This window comes from Funiculus sociatus GB2-C1, assembly GCF_039962115.1.
GTDB lineage: Bacteria > Cyanobacteriota > Cyanobacteriia > Cyanobacteriales > FACHB-T130 > Funiculus > Funiculus sociatus.
Genome location: NZ_JAMPKJ010000015.1, coordinates 62,521 through 79,076, shown reverse-complemented (window position 1 = coordinate 79,076; position 16,556 = coordinate 62,521). Strand labels below are relative to the sequence as shown.

Genomic DNA, 16,556 nt, shown 5'->3' with positions numbered 1-16,556 from the left:
TTTCCTTTGTGTTCCTGTGCGCGAATATGGCGCGTACCTCGGCGTTGAAAATTTTCCTCTAAGCGTTACTCAAAACTCGGATAAATTCGAGGGGGAGTCCATCGGTATCGGCAATAAAGGCGACTTCGTAGACGCGATCGCTGATCATTTGCTGTGTCGGCTCTAAAAGCACCTTCAGTGGTTCAAATTGTTCTGGATTATTTTTTGCCGCCTCGTCAAAGCGTTCTTTAAGCGAGATTAACCAGCCCGGAAGGTCAGATGCGGCGTTGGTAATATCAAAGGATAAGTGGTAGTAACCGACGTAATGCTCATCTCCAAAAGCGTCGGGGGCTGGTTTCGGTTCAGGAATTTGGATTAGTTCGATGCGTCCAAGACTACTCTCCATCCAGCAGGCGAGGGTGTAGCCAGTAGTGAAGCGATCGCATACTGTAAAGCCTAATTGCTCGTAGAATGCGATCGCGCGATGAATATTCGCTGTCCTGATCGAAGCGTGGTGCATCTTTCAATTTTGGCTCTAAAATCGCTTGATCATCACTCAAACAACCGAAAATAAGGATATCGCACGGGGATACCCGGTTCTTTTTCCAAATCGAAATTAATCACTTCCCAGCAAGGTTCCTCTTCTGGTTCCGGACTAAACTCAACTGGCAAGCCATAAAGCCTCGGTCGTGGCGGGTCTGACTGACCCCGCCAAGGCGTACTGCGCTCAAGGTAAGCGCTAATCAACTCCCGATAGCGACTGGCAATAATAACCCGCGTCGCCCGGTAGCCTTGGGTATAGAGTCGGTCTAGCGCTTCGTGGATTTCAAACCGAATTCCGTCTGGATGCGTATGCTGCCTGTACCATTCATCATTCCACCTGCGCCAGTGACGCCCGGACTGTAGATGAACCAGTTCACCAGTTTTCGGGTCTGCCTCAAAGGCTCCATGACGCGGACACAGATAGGTATCAGTTAGCGTCAAGGCTGGAATTGTCTGGCGGCAGTGAGGGCAGTGAATCTCCGCGCCGAAGATAGGATACTGTAAACCTGGATTCATCATGTAATGCGTATCGGCATATATTCTCTATGCAACAGTCGCAGTGGCTTTATTATATCTGTTGGAGTGCTTGTGGGCATTCTGTCCATTGATTGAGCCTGTGAACAACGAACGCCAAATGTTTCCAACCTCTTCCTCTTATTGGTCTAGTCCGGATCTCTCTTTAGCTGCCTTTGTCGCGCCGAATGCTGTTGTTATGGGTTGGGTAAAGATTGCCTCTGGGGTCAGCATTTGGTACGGGGCAGTTGTGCGGGCGGATATTGAGCGCATTGAAATTGGAGAAGGAACGAATATCCAAGATGGTGCTATTTTACATGGCGATCCGGGCAAACCAACCATTTTGGAAGATTGGGTTACTGTCGGGCATGGCGCTGTGATTCATTCGGCTTATATTGAACGAGGATGTCTGATTGGGATTGGTGCTGTGGTGCTGGATGGTGTGCGGGTGGGTGCTGGTAGTATTATCGGTGCTGGCTGCGTGGTGACTAAAGATGTGCCGCCTTTGTCGCTGATGGTGGGTGTCCCAGCGAAGCGATCGCGCGATGTCTCTCCAGAGGAGGCGGCAGAACTTATCGAACACGCGAGGAGCTATCAGAAGTTAGCCTTAGTTCACGCAGGTAAGGGTACGGATCTGGGATTTGCAACGGTTTACTAATTGTTTGGCGTTGGTGTGTAAAACTGACCCGGTTCGGATAACAATTAAAAATGAGAATTTTTTAAAAATCTTCAAGCATCAAGCGAGGGAACTGAAAATGGATATCGATTTGCGTATAGCAGTGGTTCTACTGCCTGTCATCCTGGCTGCTAGTTGGGCTGCGTTTAACATTCTTCCGTATGCCTTGAAACAAATCCAAGGTTTTCTTAACAGATAGTAAACAAAACTCATCTGCGTAGGGTGGGCAATGCCCACCCTACAGGTGTGGTCACTTAAGAGTCAACTTGAAACGTTGTCAGGTGCTTACAAGGCAACCTAACCTTGGGGGTACAATCGTTTAAACGCCAAAGGACACCCTACCGTTTAAGCATAGCGATCGCTTGCTCAATACTCTCGCGCACAGATTTCGCGGAAGTATGGAGGGCATGACGTTCAGCTTCAGACAGACGGAGTTCCAAAATGCTTTCGATACCGCCACGTCCGAGGCGACAGGGAACTCCGATAAAAACATCTTGCAATCCATATTCGCCCTGAAGATAGGCTGCCGCCGGAATCAGGCGCGACTGGTTTTGTAAAATCGCTTCTACCATTAAGCAGGTTGAGGAAGCGGGGGTAAAGTATGCGCCGCCAGTCTGCATCAATTCCACAATCTCCGCCCCACCCTGGCGGGTTCTGTGTATCAATCGCTCAATCGTGGTGCTATCCATCAGTTCTGTAATTGGAATGCCTCTGACGGTGGAGTAAGCAGGCAATGGTACCATCAAATCTCCGTGACCGCCGAGTACCATTGCCTGGATATCGACACTGCAAATTCCTAATTCCATTGCGATAAAGGTTTGAAATCTGGCGGAATCGAGAACGCCTGCCATACCCATAACGCGATCGCGCGGTAAATCTGTAGCTTGCTTCGCTAGATAGGTCATCACGTCAAGGGGATTGGTGACGACGATTAAGATAGCGTCTGGGGAGTAAGCGATCGCATTTTTCGCCGCTTCCACTACAATTTGAGCATTAGTTTTAATTAAGTCATCCCGACTCATTCCCGGTTTGCGCGCTAAACCTGCGGTAATTACCACCACATCAGATCCTGCTGTATCCGCATAGTCACTCGTACCCGAAATCTGGCAATTGTGAGCTTCTATCCCCCGCGCTTCCATCAAATCCAGGGCAATTCCTTTGGGCAAACCATCAACCACATCTAGCAATACCACGTCTGCGAGATTTTTTTCGGCAATCCGTTGAGCTAGGGTACTCCCAACTTTGCCAGCACCGCCGACGATAGAGACGCGGTGCAAATGGCTCGCAGGAGTTGGGGAGAAAGGATAAAAGGGCATATAATTACACGCGATCGCTACGGGTTTAGTTTGTAATATTTTGACCCGTTTCGACAGCCTGACGGTCGCGGATTTAACCGTAGATGCGATCGCTTTGGAGAAATTTCTTATCAGCCCTGTTTCATCGCTACTACACCAGTCATCTATCCACAGGGATATTTTTCAGCTACACCTTCTCCCGTTTTTCCCGCTACAGTAATCGCTTTTCTTAGCCCCCCTTTTTAAGGGGGGTTGGGGGGATCAAACGTGTAGCCTCACAAAAGTAAAATGGTATTAGGATTTAAGTTTACTTGAACGGTTCGAGCTGATCCATACGCAACCAGACGTTAGGTGCTGGCATCTGACCAAACTTTATCAGTGCGTAGTCACCCCGCACTTGTACAACTTCACCCTTGGTTTCAAATATATAGGGTGGAAAGCGGGAGTCACTAGCTTGAGATTCCAGACTGTTTTCCAACTTCTCGCGAACTGCGCGGACTAAATCGCCACTCTTTATTGCCATGCTCTTTTCTCTATGTTTTTCACTATTTTAAGGTCTGTGAGGACGCGAGAATCATCCGGACAAGGGAATTAAAAGTTTAAAATGGAATTTATGGAGTTTTCAAGTCACATTTTTTTCCTATAATCCGCAGGTTGCCAGAAAACAGTAAAGTATTATAGTCACTGGGCTAGGCTTAAGCTTACCCGCAGCTATAGCAGTTCTAAATGATTCGTGAATGCGAGATACCCAACTTCTTTAAGAAGTTGGGTATCTGAAATGCTGGCTCACAACTCAAATATCATTGTTATAGTCCCTAAAATAGATTACGCGGTTAGTAGCTAAAGTTGATTTCAAAACAGTTTCAACGGGTTTAAGCTTCTTAAAATGAAATAAATTTCACGGATATTAAGTTAGTGCCAGAAAACGGTAACGTATTATACAGGCTGGGCTAGGGTTAACAAGCGTGTATTTTATTTTTAATTGATAAAATATCTCTAACTCTTAACTTTTTGGTAAAGCTATGGCAGCTAGTCTCACGACTCATGTACTCGATACCACTCAGGGCTGTGCAGCTAGTAATATGGCAATAGAATTATGGTTGCTGGAACCGGAAAGTGGAAATAAAAAATTACTAAAAAAAGTATGTACTAATGCTAATGGACGCACCGATCGACCGCTGCTATCTGAAGGTGAATTAGCAATAGGTGTTTACGAGTTGGTGTTTGCAGTCGGAGACTACTTTGCTCAAAAGTCAGATGCGATCGCTACGCCACCTTTTTTGGATCGCGTCCCGGTACAGTTTGGTATCGCCGATCCAACCGCCCATTACCATGTTCCACTACTCGCGTCGCCTTGGGCTTATAGTACCTATCGTGGCAGCTAACTGCCGCCAAATTTACCGTTTGTTTTACATATTTTAGTTTTAAATAGTAGATTATAGACGCATACCCGTGGGTTAAGCGCAAGCCTTAAGCAACAAATGTAAAAAAGAGCGTTGGGTTTCCTGATCTCAACTCAAACCACGCAACTTTATAAAAATCAACTATTAGTTACATTTCGTAGCTAATCATACTGAATTAATGTGCAGCAACCCAAAAAGGGATTTTACTGGAAAAAATATTTTTTGAGCCAAAATATAATTGGTATGATCGAAGTTTATTTGCGATCGCAGTTAAATATCACTTCTAGGGCTGCATCTTTAGCCAGTTTGAGAACCTTATGGAAACGCCGAAAGCAGTATCTAAGCACAAGCATATTGTTTTGACATCTCATCCGGGTAAATCTGGTCAAAAACCTATTCCCATTAACTGGGGAGAAAGCGATCCAATTAAACGGGGGCCAATAATTGGGACAGTAAGAAACGCAAATCACCGGAATGTAATTGGTACGCATTCTGGATCTTATGCTGTGTATCGGGCCTTAGCGATCGCATCTGGCGCACTCCAGGCAAATCACCGGGCTGATTTGACAAATACCTCGCCAGTTGTCCACATCGGGCCGCATCCCAGTTGGTCGGATGCTAACAAAATTGTTTGTCTCGATCCATTTGGTGCCTTGGTGGGAGGAGGTTACACCACACTTTACGAACAAGGACACGATATTTTACCTACCATTGCCATTACCAAAGCGCATATTAATATGCCAGAATTGCAAGACTCAATAATTAAAGGGCGCTTGCAAGTTGACGGGAAAATCCTGAAAAATAATGGCAGTTTAGTAGTAACTAAAGTAGCAATAGATCCAGTTTGGTATCTGCCAGGAATTGCCCAGCGACTCAAGATTAATGAAAGCGATTTACGGCGGATTCTTTTCCAACAAACGGGTGGAATGTTTCCCGAACTGGTGACGCGCCCAGATTTACACGTCTTCCTACCACCAATTGGCGGAACAACAGTTTATTTAATTGGAGAAGTAGAAGCAATTACCAATCCAAGCAAACTTCTCGCCGTGCGCGTACACGATGAATGCAATGGTTCCGATGTATTTGGTTCCGATATTTGCACCTGTCGCCCTTACCTAGTACACGGCATAGAAGTTTGTATTCAAACAGCACAAGAAGGCGGTGCGGGTGTAATTGTCTACTTCCGAAAAGAAGGACGCGCTTTGGGAGAAGTGACTAAGTTTTTAGTTTATAATGCCCGCAAACGTCAGGAAGGAGGCGATAGCGCCGAGGCATATTTTGCGCGCACAGAATGCGTAGCAGGGTTGCAAGATATGCGCTTTCAAGAATTAATGCCAGATGTCTTGCATTGGTTAGGAATTACTCGAATTAACCGTTTGGTTTCGATGAGTGATCTGAAGTATAACGCCATTATTTCTTCAGGAATTGAGGTAATTGAACGCATCGCCATTCCTGATGATTGGATTCCGGAAGATGCACGAGTGGAAATTGCGGCGAAGCAAGCAGCAGGTTACTATACGCCAGGAGAAGTGCCAGATGCGGTAACTCTTGCGGAAATTAAAGGAAGGGGTTTAGGAGATTAAACGCAAAGGTAGGCCCCAAGGAAAGCGCAAAGGTTAACTACCCGTTCATCTGCGCTTTCCTGGGGGTTACGGGAGCGTTTAAAATTATTATGAGCGAACTGATTGCGTATTTGAAAAGTCCGGCGGCGATTCGAGAAAGATGCGATCGCATTTTTCAATTATGCTGTGAAGGTAAATGTCACTTTCGAGTAGATTTAACTCAACTCGATAAAGTTGCTGATTATGTGATTGAGGTGATGCGCGATGAGTATCCGGATTTCAATATCCCTTTTCATAGTCGCTGGCGACATTTCGAGGTAGGGAATGTATCGCGCATCGCTGAACTAGATGATGCTTTGGCGGAACTAAACCCAGTTGAAAAAGCCCAAGTTAAGTTTGATTTGGCAATTACCAGCGTGTTGCTGGATGCGGGCGCGGGTGCAGATTGGCAATACCGCGAACGGGAAACGGGGCGAGTGTTTCGGCGTTCGGAAGGGTTAGCTGTTGCCAGTTTTCGGATGTTTTGCCAAGGCGCTTTTTCTAGTAATTTAAAATTGCCATTACAAGCTGATGCTGATGGATTGCAAAAGTTAACAAAACAAACATTAGCAGAGGGGTTTCAGGTGAGTCTTGAAAATCCGCTGGTAGGTGTGGAAGGACGGGTTAATCTGCTACAAAAGTTGGGACAGGTACTGTCCCAACATCCTCAGTTTTTTGGCAACAATAACCCGCGCCCCGGCAATTTAGTGACTTATCTTTTTAGTCAATCGTTTGATGGTAAACTGAAAGCCAGCACTGTTTTAAAAACTATTTTGACGGGACTAGGTAGTATCTGGCCGGGACGAATAGTGTTAGCAGGAGAAAACTTAGGCGATGTTTGGGTTCATCCTGCTTTGCCAAAAGATGATCAATACATTCCGTTTCATAAACTTTCCCAGTGGTTAACGTATTCACTTTTAGAACCACTTCAGGAACTCGGTTTAGAAATTATTGGGTTAGAAGAACTTACGGGACTGCCAGAATATCGCAATGGTGGTTTATGTTTAGACCTGGGTTTATTACAAGCGCCTTCAGATGTTTTGCAGAAATGTCATGCGGTTGATTCTGAGGCGATTGTAGAATGGCGGGCGTTAACTGTTTGTTTGTTAGATAAAATAGCGGAGATTATCAGACAAAAATTGAATTTGAGTGCTGCGGAATTACCACTGGTGAAAGTTTTACAAGGAGGAACCTGGAGTGCGGGGCGCAAAATTGCCGCAGAATTGCGAGAAGGCGGCGTTCCTCCAATTCAGATAGAAAGCGATGGAACGGTGTTTTAATTTAAGTATTCATGTTAAAACAGGTTGTAGCTTTGAAAAGTGAATTTTAATTCAAGGCTCTTAAATAAGTGCTATTTCACTTTTTGTTTGTTCTTTCCTGCGTAAGCACACTTTGTTTGTATAGCCCCATAATGAGAGTCTGTGGGCATATTTGGAGATGAATTTATTAATGAATGCTAAAGTTACTGTAATCGACCATCCCTTGATACAGCATAAGCTGACGCTGATGCGCCAAACAGAAACCAGTACAGCAAAATTTCGTAACCTACTCAAAGAAATTGGGATGTTATTAGCCTACGAGGTGACGCGAGATTTGCCACTGAAATATGAAGAAATTAAAACCCCAGTTGCGCCAATGTTGGCACCGATGCTGGCTGCTGATAAAAAGATGGTAATTGTCTCAATTATGCGGGCAGGACAGGGAATTTTGGATGGTATTTTAGAACTAATTCCTTCCGCTAGAGTGGGACATATTGGTTTATACCGCGATCCACTTACTCATGTTGCTGTTGAATATTATTTCAAGGTTCCTAGTGATATTGAACAGCGGGATGTTTTGGTTGTTGATCCGATGTTGGCAACGGGAAACTCAGCCGTCGCCGCTATTGATCGAATTAAGGAAGTAAGCCCGATGTCAATCAAGTTTTTGTGTTTATTAGCAGCACCAGAAGGAATTTCACACTTCCAACTTGAACATCCAGATGTTCCCATTTACACGGCTGCTATTGACGAAAAGTTAGACGAACACGGCTATATTATACCGGGTCTGGGGGATGCAGGCGATCGCTTATACGGGACACAGTAGTTATTCTTTCTGGATAATTGAAATCAGTTCAGAAATATCGTTAACTACAAAAGTTGGATTGAGTGCCAAACATTTTGCGCGATCGCCATAGCCATAAGCAGCCCAACAAACATCTAATCCAGCGTTTTTAGCAAACAGCAAGTCTACGTGACTATCGCCAACAACTAGAACTTCATTACTTTGAATGTCTGGATAAATCGGCTGTATAGCTGAATAAAATACGCTGGCATCGGGTTTTATTGCCGTTTGTCCGTCATCTCCAATAACCAGATCGAAGTAACTATTAATTTTTAGTTCTTTTAAGGCTAAATTAAGAAATTTAGTATGTTTGACGCTAACAATTACTAAGTTTAAACCCTCAGAAGATGCCTCTTTGATGACTTGCTTCACCCCAGAAAATAGGCTTATTTTTAATAAGCCTTCTGTCCGATAAAATAATCTGTAAGTTTCAATCCATTGAGGAATTTCTTCGGTAGCGATCGCTGGATGAAAAATAGTGAAAGCTTCGGCAAGCGGGACACCTATTACTGACTGAATCTGTTCTTCAGTTGGTGGCTTGATATTAAATGTCTGGAAGGTTTTTATAGCGCACGATATAATCGCTGGATGCGTAATTGCTAAAGTGCCATCAAAGTCAAAAATAATTAATTGATATCGACTCATTGTTCGCGACTTTCAGGAATATAAGGAATACCAAGGGCGGCGGGAGGTGTGGACTTGCCAGCTAATCCTACTAAAGCTAATAAAGCAATAATATAAGGCAACATCACTAAAAATTGATAGGGAATATTCAGATTAAAAGCTTGAATTCTTAGTTGCAAAGCTTCGGTTGCACCGAATAATAAACAAGCCAAAACTGTGCTGACGGGATGCCATCTGCCAAAAATCAAAGCTGCAAGGGCGATAAATCCTTTGCCAGCACTCATATCTTCTACAAAGAATTTTACGTGAACTAAGGCAAGATAAGCTCCTCCTAAACTCGCCAGACAACCGCTGAGGGCGACTGCAATATAACGTACTAAGGTGACAGAAACTCCGGCTGTATCAGCAGCGCGGGGATATTCTCCAACAGCGCGTAGAGATAAGCCTAAACTTGTGCGGAATAGGATATAACTTATGAGTGGAACTAACAGAAATAATAAGTAGATTAGCGGGTCTTGATTAAAGAATAAAGTACCAAAAATGGGGATATTGTGTAGTCCCGGAATGGCAATTGTTTGAATACCTGGTAGTTGTTGCGTCTGCCCACTATTAAATAAAACCCGCGCCCAAAATGAAGTCAATCCAGCGGCGGTTAGATTGATGGCGAGTCCAGATACTAACTGATCTACTCGGAGGGTAACGCACAGATAAGCATGGAGCAATCCAACAATTCCTCCGATTATTATTGCTAACAGTATGCCTAACCAAACATTACCTGTAAAAAAGGCTCCGGCTGCGCCAGAAAATGCTCCTGTTAGTAACATTCCTTCTAAAGCAATATTTAGCACTCCCGATCGTTCTGAGAAAAGTCCACCAAGGGCGGCAAATGCTAAGGGTGTTGAGAGGCGTAGGCTGGCAACTAGGTAGTCGGTGAAAAAGTTGATGTCCATTAGTGGATTAAAGATTTGGGCAACCTGGCGAATAGAATTCGCGGCTATACAAACGAAGTCCGGATGGTGCGCGGACTGAAGAAATTAAAACCTGCGTAGGCAGATTAAGTCTCGTGTAGCCGCGATTTCTAATCGCCCGGAAAAGGTAAGTTTTAATTTTTAATTTTAATTTGACGTTCAATTGCAAAACTGATGGCAATGAACAAAACAGTTAAACCTTGAATGGCGTAAACTACGGTCACGGGAACGTTGGCGCTGCGCTGCATGACATTTGCGCCGCTGCGGAGGATTCCGAAAAATAGGGAGGTGAGGACGATACCAACTAAGTTACCACGACACAGGAGAGCGATCGCGATCGCATCAAATCCATAGCCGGGTGAAAATCTGTCAAATAGTCGATATTTCAGCCCCATAACTTCACCAGCACCCGCTAATCCTGCTAATCCTCCGGCTAACGCCATCACGAGCATAATGGTGCGTTTTACCGACATTCCCGCGTAACGCGCGGCGGTCGGATTTTGTCCTACCGCTTCGATTTCGTATCCTAGAGGCGATCGCGCAAACAATACCCACAACAATCCGGTAGCGAATAACCCGATAAAAATCCCGGCGTGTGCCTGTGTTTGCGGCAAAATCAGGGGTAATCGGGCGGATTCCGCAATTAGCGCAGAATAGGCACTCGGCGCACCCGGCTGCTTCAGGGGATTGTTCACCAGGTATCCCACAAAGTTCAGCGCTACATAATTGAGTAGCAGGGTGGTAATCACCTCATTCACACCTCGCACCGCTTTAAGATATCCGGGAATCCATCCCCAAACGGCACCTAAGAGGAATCCTCCCAACAGTGCTAGAGGTACGTGAATCAAGGCGGGTAATCCTTGCAGATATAACCCCACCAAGACGCTACCGAGTCCCCCCATATAAATTTGCCCTTCAGCACCAATGTTGAACAAACCCGCTTTCAACGCCACCAGCACTCCCAGACTGGCTAATAGCAAGGGTGCGGTTTTGGTGATGGTATTGCCAAAGCCATAGTAGTTGGCTAAAGATTCTTGAAACAGAATACCGTAGGCGGTGATCGGGTTGGCGTTGGAGAGAGAGATGAGGATAGCGCCGACAATCAGGGCGGATGCGATCGCAATGATGGGTGATAGAATTGGTAGCAAAACGGGTTGAATGCGATTAGTTTTCGTCATGCTACAATCTGCCAGATGTAACTGCTTTCACTGTATATTCGTCTAGCATAAATCTTGATATTGCGTCTTAATTTATTTGAAAGTTACATATAATTATTTCTCATATATCCAACCGAGAAAACCCGCCTAAAAATATTCGTTAGCTCGGCAAATGCAGATTAGAATCCTAGGATAGAAAGCTCATAATTTACATATCCAGTAATCTATTGAAAATTCTACCTGGAGATACCTTTGAAATTACCACCAGTCATTAAGTAACCAACTTGTTCAATCGTGGCAGTAGCAGCATCTAAGATATCAACAAATTGACCTTCATACATAATAGCAATGCGATCGCTCATCGCCATAATTTCTTCTAACTCTGTTGAAATATAGAGAATTGCCGCACCTCGTTCTCTTTCAGCTAACAAGCGTTGCTGCACATATTCAGTCGCACCCACATCCAATCCGCGTGTAGGTTGCATCGCCACAATTAAACTTGGTTTACCAGAAAGTTCTCGTGCCAAAACTACTTTTTGTTGATTTCCTCCTGACAATTGACTAACTTTAATAGAGTAATTTTCGCACCGGATATCAAAATTTTGCATCGCCTCCATAGCATGATGATTAATCGCTTCATACTGGAGAAACCAGCGACGACAAAAAGGCAGAAATTTAAAAGTCTTAAGAATGAGATTTTTGGCAATACTAAATCCCATCACCAAGCCCATTTTCTGCCTATCCTCTGGAATATAAGCCGTAATTCTTTCTTTCCGTCTGTCCTTTGCGTTCTTTGCCTCTAAAGAGTGGTTTGTTATTGTACCCGAAGTAATAGCACGTAACCCTGAAATCGCATCCGCCAACTCCCTCTGTCCATTCCCATCAACGCCAGCAAATCCAAGAATTTCGCCCGCACGAAGTTGAAAAGATACATCTTTCACAACCGGAAAATTCCGCTCATCCTGCACCTGTAAATTTTCAACTTCTAACACCACTTCGCCAGAATAACACGCGGATTTATCAACTTTAAATAAGACCTCTCTACCTACCATCAATCGGGCTAATTCCTGACTGTTGGTATCTGAGGTTGTTGTTGTCGCCACTACCGCACCCCGCCGCAATACGGTGACAGTATCGCAAAGATTAATCACCTCTTCTAATTTGTGACTTATAAAAATAATCGTGCGTCCATCAGTTGCCAACTGACGCAAAATAGCAGCTAAAACTTTCACCTCTGGCGGCGTTAGTACGGCTGTTGGTTCATCTAAAATCAGCAGTTTTGCTTGGCGGTAAAGTGCTTTAAGAATTTCAACTCGTTGCTGAACTCCTACAGGTAAATCTCCGACTTTGGCTGAGGGATTTACATCAAGATTGTAAAAGCGAGACATTTGCGCGATCGCTTGACTTTTCTCCTTTAAATCCAGCCGCCAATCAAACTTTGTTCCCAGTATAATATTTTCTGTTACTGTCAACTGTGGCACCAACATAAAATGCTGGTGAATCATGCCAATACCGTGCGCGATCGCAGCGCTTGCAGAGTCAATTTTTACTAACTTATCTTGCAGGTAGATATCCCCAGAATCAGGCTGATAAAGCCCACAAAGGATATTCATCAAAGTAGTTTTACCTGCGCCGTTTTCACCCAGTAACGCATGAATAGAACCGCGATTAACACCCACGCTAATGTTATCATTAGCAATAAAATTGCCAAAACGTTTTGTAATGCCATCAAGACGTAAATAAGTCATTTTTCCCTCGTTACTGGGCTGCCGTCTAGTAATGCTTTCAGCATCCAGCCTTCAGTATAGAACGAAAGGCAGAGCCTCTTATATATGCGTTCCCAGACCCCAGCCTGGGAACGAGAATAATGTTTAGCCGCGAATTATAATATTCGCCCTGACATCTATATTACGCTTGCTTCAGGCAGCGAGTATCTTTTCCACCATCTTTGCAAGCTTCAAACGTGACTTTTTTAGTTAGAATTGCATCTTTTGTTTGGGCTACTTTCTGCTGCAAATCTGTTGATACTGCCTCATTGTATTTCCCAATATAAAGAATATCCGGTTTTTCCAAACCAAGAGTGTAAATTTCCCCTTTGAGATTACCTTTTACAGCAAGATCGGCTAAGTCTGCGATCGCTAAATCAATTCGCTTCACCGCACTGGTTAACACCGACTTCGGCGCAACTTCCAACTGATCCGCTGTATTGCCAAAGGTGTAAACTCCCTTCTCAGCAGCAGTTTGCAACACCGCTGGCGAAGCATTATCCAACCACTGATAAATTACATCCACCCCAGAAGAAATTAACGCCAACGTTGCTTCCTTCGCCTTAGCAGCATCGTTCCAGTCACCCGTATAACTTGGAGCTACTTTAATATCCGGCTTAACCGACTTTGCACCCAACTCAAATCCCCGCAATTCTTCATCAGTTGCTTGAAAAGATTGGGCAGCAAGATAAGCCATCTTATTTGATTTTGACATTGAAGCTCCCAGGATGCCGCACAGATAACTTGCTTGCAGGTGATCTATCCGCAAAGATGCCATATTTGCCCCAGTCACCGCACCATTGACACCCACAAAAAACGTCTTGGGAAATTGTGGTGCTACCTGTTGAATTGCTGCATCAAATTGTCCGCCATGAGCATATACTAAGTTGTAGCCGCGTCGCGCAAAATCTGACAAAGCTTCTGCCTGATCTGCTTGTTCTACTTTCTCAACATAAGCGGTTTCAACTCCTAGTTTCTCCTTAGCAGTTGTCACACCTTGATAACCTGTTTGGTTCCAAGCTTTATCCGTGATAATTCCTGGTAGTACAATAGCTGTCTTGAAATTTTTAACATCATCCACAACGGCAGAATTTTCTGCTGTCGGTGTTGTGGAATTTTGATTACCGCTACAAGCTTTCAGCAGTAAGCTGGTGCCAAAAGCAGCTGAACCATAAATGAGAAAGTCACGCCGATTATACCTGAAAGCCATGTTTTTTCCTCCTACTGAGCTGGTAGCGATTGCGTCTAAGATTTAGCAACTTGAGTATTGCACTAAAACAAAATCGTGTATGTCACCATTATTTAACTGAGTTAAGACAAAATAAGCATTGATGTAGTTAAATTAATACTTCTGTAGTTACAGATGGTATTCTGATATACATTTAACAGTGTAAGAGACTGCTGAAGTTAACTAGGATACGGATCGGCTGCGCGATCACCTTCAAAATAACTTAATTAAGCATTACCTATTAGTTGTATGAGTACCACCTCAGAACCAGAGTTAGTACAATCGCAAGCCAATGAAGATTATCCCCTAAGCGCCGTTCCCCTGGAGGCGCGTAAATCTTTTTGGTCGTTGGCTCCCCTGCTGATGGGTTTTACACTATATTCGGGGACATTATTCGCTGGGGGTTTAGTTGGCCCCGCCTACCGCTTTTTTCCCGATTTGGTAGGCTTGATTATCATAGGTAACTTAATTCTTGGTGTCTACGCCGCCGCACTCAGTTACATCGCTGCTAATACAGGACTTTCTACAGTTCTGATGGCACGTTTTAGTTTTGGTAGCATTGGTTCTCGCTGGGTAGATTTTATCCTAGGATTTACGCAAATTGGCTGGTATGCGTGGGGGTCGGCATTGATGGCGGAGTTAGCAAATAAGCTGTTAGGAATTCCGACAGGATGGAACTGGTTAATTATCCTATTTTTTACCTATTTTTTCTGTTCCACCGCTTATATTGGTTATCGGGCGATGGATTGGCTTTCGCGCATAGCCGTTCCCGCGATGCTGATTTTGATGTTTTGGAGTTTAGCGATCGCACTCGGTAAAGCCGGCGGTTATGATGGTTTGCAAGCTATTGTGCCATCAAAACAGCTAGGAATTGGCGAAGCTTTGACAATTATTGTCGGCACCTTTGTCTCAGGCGGAACTCAAGCAACTAACTGGAGTCGCTTCGCTAAAAATGGTAAAACAGCCGCGATTAGCACTCTAGCAGCTTTCTTCTTTGCTAATGGCTTTTTAATCTTTTGTGGTGCCTTCGGCGCATTGGTTTATGGCAACGAAGATATTGTACAAGTAATGGCACTGCAAGGATTATTATTTTGGGGTTTGGTGCTGTTGTTTTTGAATATGTGGACAACGCAAGATAATACTATTTATGCTTTTTCAGTAGCAGGCGCTCATATGTTTCGCACCAACAAGCGGACTGCTTTCGTGTTGGGTGGGGCGACGGTGGCTCTAGTTTTGGCTTGGGGTGGTATTTATAATATGCTAATTCCTTACCTAATCCTACTCGGAACCTTCATTCCTCCCATTGGCGGTGTGGTGATGGCAGATTATTGGTTGCGTCATCGGGGTGAGTTTCCATCTTTAGAAGAACGGCAACCCGCGTTTAATTGGGCTGGGATTATTGCTTATGTGTTAGCGAGTGCGATCGCATACATTGCGCCGGGAGTTAAGCCTGTTAACGGCATTGTTACAGCGGTAATTCTCTACTTTGTTCTGAGCAAGGTTATTCCGCAATCTTCGTCAAAAAAGGCAATTTATTGATTCTTGAAGTTAGAGTTTTTGCAACAATTATTGAGATTGGACGCGGCTGTATAATTTATCATTCGCCTGCGATACACGGATATCAGAAAAAAAAACGATGACTAAAACATTGGTTAATATTCCTATCATTGATTTTGAACCTTTTCTCAGCGGTGATGCCGAAGCTCGGCAAGCTGTTGCTAGACAAATTTATCATGCTTGCCATGAAATCGGATTTATGTACCTAAATCCGGGAATACCAGCAACGTTAATAAACAATTTGTTTGCTCAAACTAAATTGTTTTTTGAGCTACCATTTGACGTAAAAAATAAACTGGCGTGGGTTGATAAATTCAGCAACCGCGGTTATGTTGGTGTAGAGCGAGAACGTCTCAATCCGGATAAGCCAGGAGATTTGAAAGAAGCATTTAATGTAGGGAAAGAAGTTAATCCTGAAGAAATCTCAACGCAGGATAAGTCTTCTTTAATTATGAATCAGTGGCCTGTTGGAGAAGACAAGTTTCGCCAGACGGTTTTGGAATTTTATCAAGCTTGTGCTGAAGCTGCTGATAAAATATGCCAAGCATTTGCGATCGCTCTCGATTTACCAGAGTCCTTCTTCGCTGACAAGCACGATCAGCAAAATTATACTCTACGGCTACTTCATTATCCCCCACTGGAGCAACTAGCTAAACCCGGACAAGTGCGTGCTGGGGAACATTCCGACTATGGCAGTTTCACCTTACTATTTCAAGATGAAGTTGGCGGTTTAGAAGTTCGCACTGCTGATGGCGAGTGGATCGCTGCACCCTACATTCCGGGTACTGTTGTCGTGAATACAGGAGATTTGATGCAACAGTGGACGAATCACGAATTTTGCTCCACCAAGCATCGGGTAATGGTTCCCAGCGATGATAGAGTCAAGCGATCGCGTTATTCCGTTGCTTTTTTCTGCCATCCCAACAACGACGCGGAAATTGCCTGTATTGAGAGTTGTCAAGGAGAAAATCGTCCCCCACTTTATCCGCCCATTTCAGCGGGAGACTATCTCCTGAGTAGATTACAAGCAACCTACTAAAGAAAGTGAATTGTAAAGACGCGATATTTAGTAGTTTTAAATGATTCGTGAAGGCTAGATCCCCGACTTCTTTAAGAAGTCGGGGATCTGAAAGTTTGGCACCT

17 protein-coding genes are annotated in these 16,556 nt (G+C 44.2%); 8 read left to right on the top strand and 9 right to left on the bottom strand.

All coding sequences use genetic code 11. The features are described from left to right. Positions 1-58: 58 nt before the first annotated feature. On the bottom strand, positions 59-499 hold the full coding sequence (locus tag NDI42_RS09930) for a VOC family protein (protein WP_190454940.1): 441 nt from the start codon (positions 497-499) through the stop codon (positions 59-61). A gap of 32 nt (positions 500-531) precedes the next feature. Further along, positions 532-1,041: a TIGR02652 family protein gene (locus tag NDI42_RS09925; RefSeq protein ID WP_190418112.1), complete on the bottom strand. Its 510-nt coding sequence runs from the start codon at positions 1,039-1,041 to the stop codon at positions 532-534. 115 nt (positions 1,042-1,156) lie between these two features. On the opposite strand from NDI42_RS09925, the gene NDI42_RS09920 reads away from it, so the two are divergent. Further along, the gene (locus NDI42_RS09920; protein ID WP_190418114.1) at positions 1,157-1,693 is read left to right on the top strand and encodes a gamma carbonic anhydrase family protein; all 537 of its coding nucleotides are present in this window, start codon (positions 1,157-1,159) and stop codon (positions 1,691-1,693) included. 97 nt (positions 1,694-1,790) lie between these two features. Then, positions 1,791-1,910, top strand: a complete 120-nt coding sequence (locus tag NDI42_RS09915) for a photosystem II protein Y (RefSeq protein WP_190418116.1) — start codon at positions 1,791-1,793, stop codon at positions 1,908-1,910. Between the two features lie 139 nt (positions 1,911-2,049). Here NDI42_RS09915 and mdh read toward each other — a convergent pair whose 3' ends face one another. Together mdh and ndhO are read right to left on the bottom strand one after the other, a co-directional pair. Continuing rightward, positions 2,050-3,027, bottom strand: coding sequence for a malate dehydrogenase (gene mdh / locus NDI42_RS09910; protein WP_190454937.1), 978 nt, complete (start codon positions 3,025-3,027; stop codon positions 2,050-2,052). Positions 3,028-3,313: 286 nt separating this feature from the next. Further along, the gene (ndhO, locus tag NDI42_RS09905) at positions 3,314-3,529 is read right to left on the bottom strand and encodes an NAD(P)H-quinone oxidoreductase subunit O (protein ID WP_190454934.1); all 216 of its coding nucleotides are present in this window, start codon (positions 3,527-3,529) and stop codon (positions 3,314-3,316) included. A 499-nt stretch (positions 3,530-4,028) separates the two neighbouring features. On the opposite strand from ndhO, the gene uraH reads away from it, so the two are divergent. The 4 genes from uraH to upp all read left to right on the top strand — a co-directional run bounded on the left by uraH (position 4,029) and on the right by upp (position 8,095). After that, on the top strand, positions 4,029-4,391 hold the full coding sequence (gene uraH, locus NDI42_RS09900) for a hydroxyisourate hydrolase (RefSeq protein WP_190418123.1): 363 nt from the start codon (positions 4,029-4,031) through the stop codon (positions 4,389-4,391). Between the two features lie 335 nt (positions 4,392-4,726). Continuing rightward, a complete protein-coding gene (locus NDI42_RS09895) occupies positions 4,727-5,992 on the top strand; it encodes a GTP cyclohydrolase II (RefSeq protein WP_190454932.1) in 1,266 nt (421 codons plus the stop codon). A gap of 89 nt (positions 5,993-6,081) precedes the next feature. Further along, positions 6,082-7,290 (top strand): URC4/urg3 family protein, encoded by a 1,209-nt coding sequence (locus NDI42_RS09890; RefSeq protein ID WP_190454929.1) that lies wholly within the window; start codon positions 6,082-6,084, stop codon positions 7,288-7,290. 169 nt (positions 7,291-7,459) lie between these two features. Then, positions 7,460-8,095, top strand: coding sequence for a uracil phosphoribosyltransferase (gene upp, locus NDI42_RS09885; RefSeq protein WP_190454926.1), 636 nt, complete (start codon positions 7,460-7,462; stop codon positions 8,093-8,095). Here upp and NDI42_RS09880 read toward each other — a convergent pair whose 3' ends face one another. The 5 genes from NDI42_RS09880 to NDI42_RS09860 form a co-directional block, all read right to left on the bottom strand. Further along, entirely contained in the window at positions 8,096-8,758 is a 663-nt protein-coding gene (locus NDI42_RS09880; protein WP_190454923.1) for an HAD family hydrolase, read from the bottom strand. Next, complete coding sequence (locus tag NDI42_RS09875; protein WP_190454920.1) at positions 8,755-9,687, bottom strand: ABC transporter permease; 933 nt, start codon at positions 9,685-9,687, stop codon at positions 8,755-8,757. The genes NDI42_RS09880 and NDI42_RS09875 overlap by 4 nt, the downstream gene beginning before the upstream one ends. 152 nt (positions 9,688-9,839) lie before the next feature. Next, positions 9,840-10,883: an ABC transporter permease gene (locus NDI42_RS09870; RefSeq protein ID WP_190454917.1), complete on the bottom strand. Its 1,044-nt coding sequence runs from the start codon at positions 10,881-10,883 to the stop codon at positions 9,840-9,842. Between the two features lie 215 nt (positions 10,884-11,098). Then, positions 11,099-12,610: an ABC transporter ATP-binding protein gene (locus NDI42_RS09865; RefSeq protein WP_190454913.1), complete on the bottom strand. Its 1,512-nt coding sequence runs from the start codon at positions 12,608-12,610 to the stop codon at positions 11,099-11,101. 160 nt (positions 12,611-12,770) lie between these two features. Further along, complete coding sequence (locus NDI42_RS09860; protein ID WP_190454910.1) at positions 12,771-13,838, bottom strand: BMP family protein; 1,068 nt, start codon at positions 13,836-13,838, stop codon at positions 12,771-12,773. 267 nt (positions 13,839-14,105) lie between these two features. Between NDI42_RS09860 and codB the strand changes: the two genes are divergently transcribed. Both codB and NDI42_RS09850 read left to right on the top strand, forming a co-directional pair. Continuing rightward, complete coding sequence (codB, locus tag NDI42_RS09855) at positions 14,106-15,395, top strand: cytosine permease (RefSeq protein WP_190454907.1); 1,290 nt, start codon at positions 14,106-14,108, stop codon at positions 15,393-15,395. Between the two features lie 97 nt (positions 15,396-15,492). Next, positions 15,493-16,452, top strand: coding sequence for an isopenicillin N synthase family dioxygenase (locus NDI42_RS09850; RefSeq protein WP_199311140.1), 960 nt, complete (start codon positions 15,493-15,495; stop codon positions 16,450-16,452). The last annotated feature ends 104 nt before the right edge of the window (positions 16,453-16,556 follow it).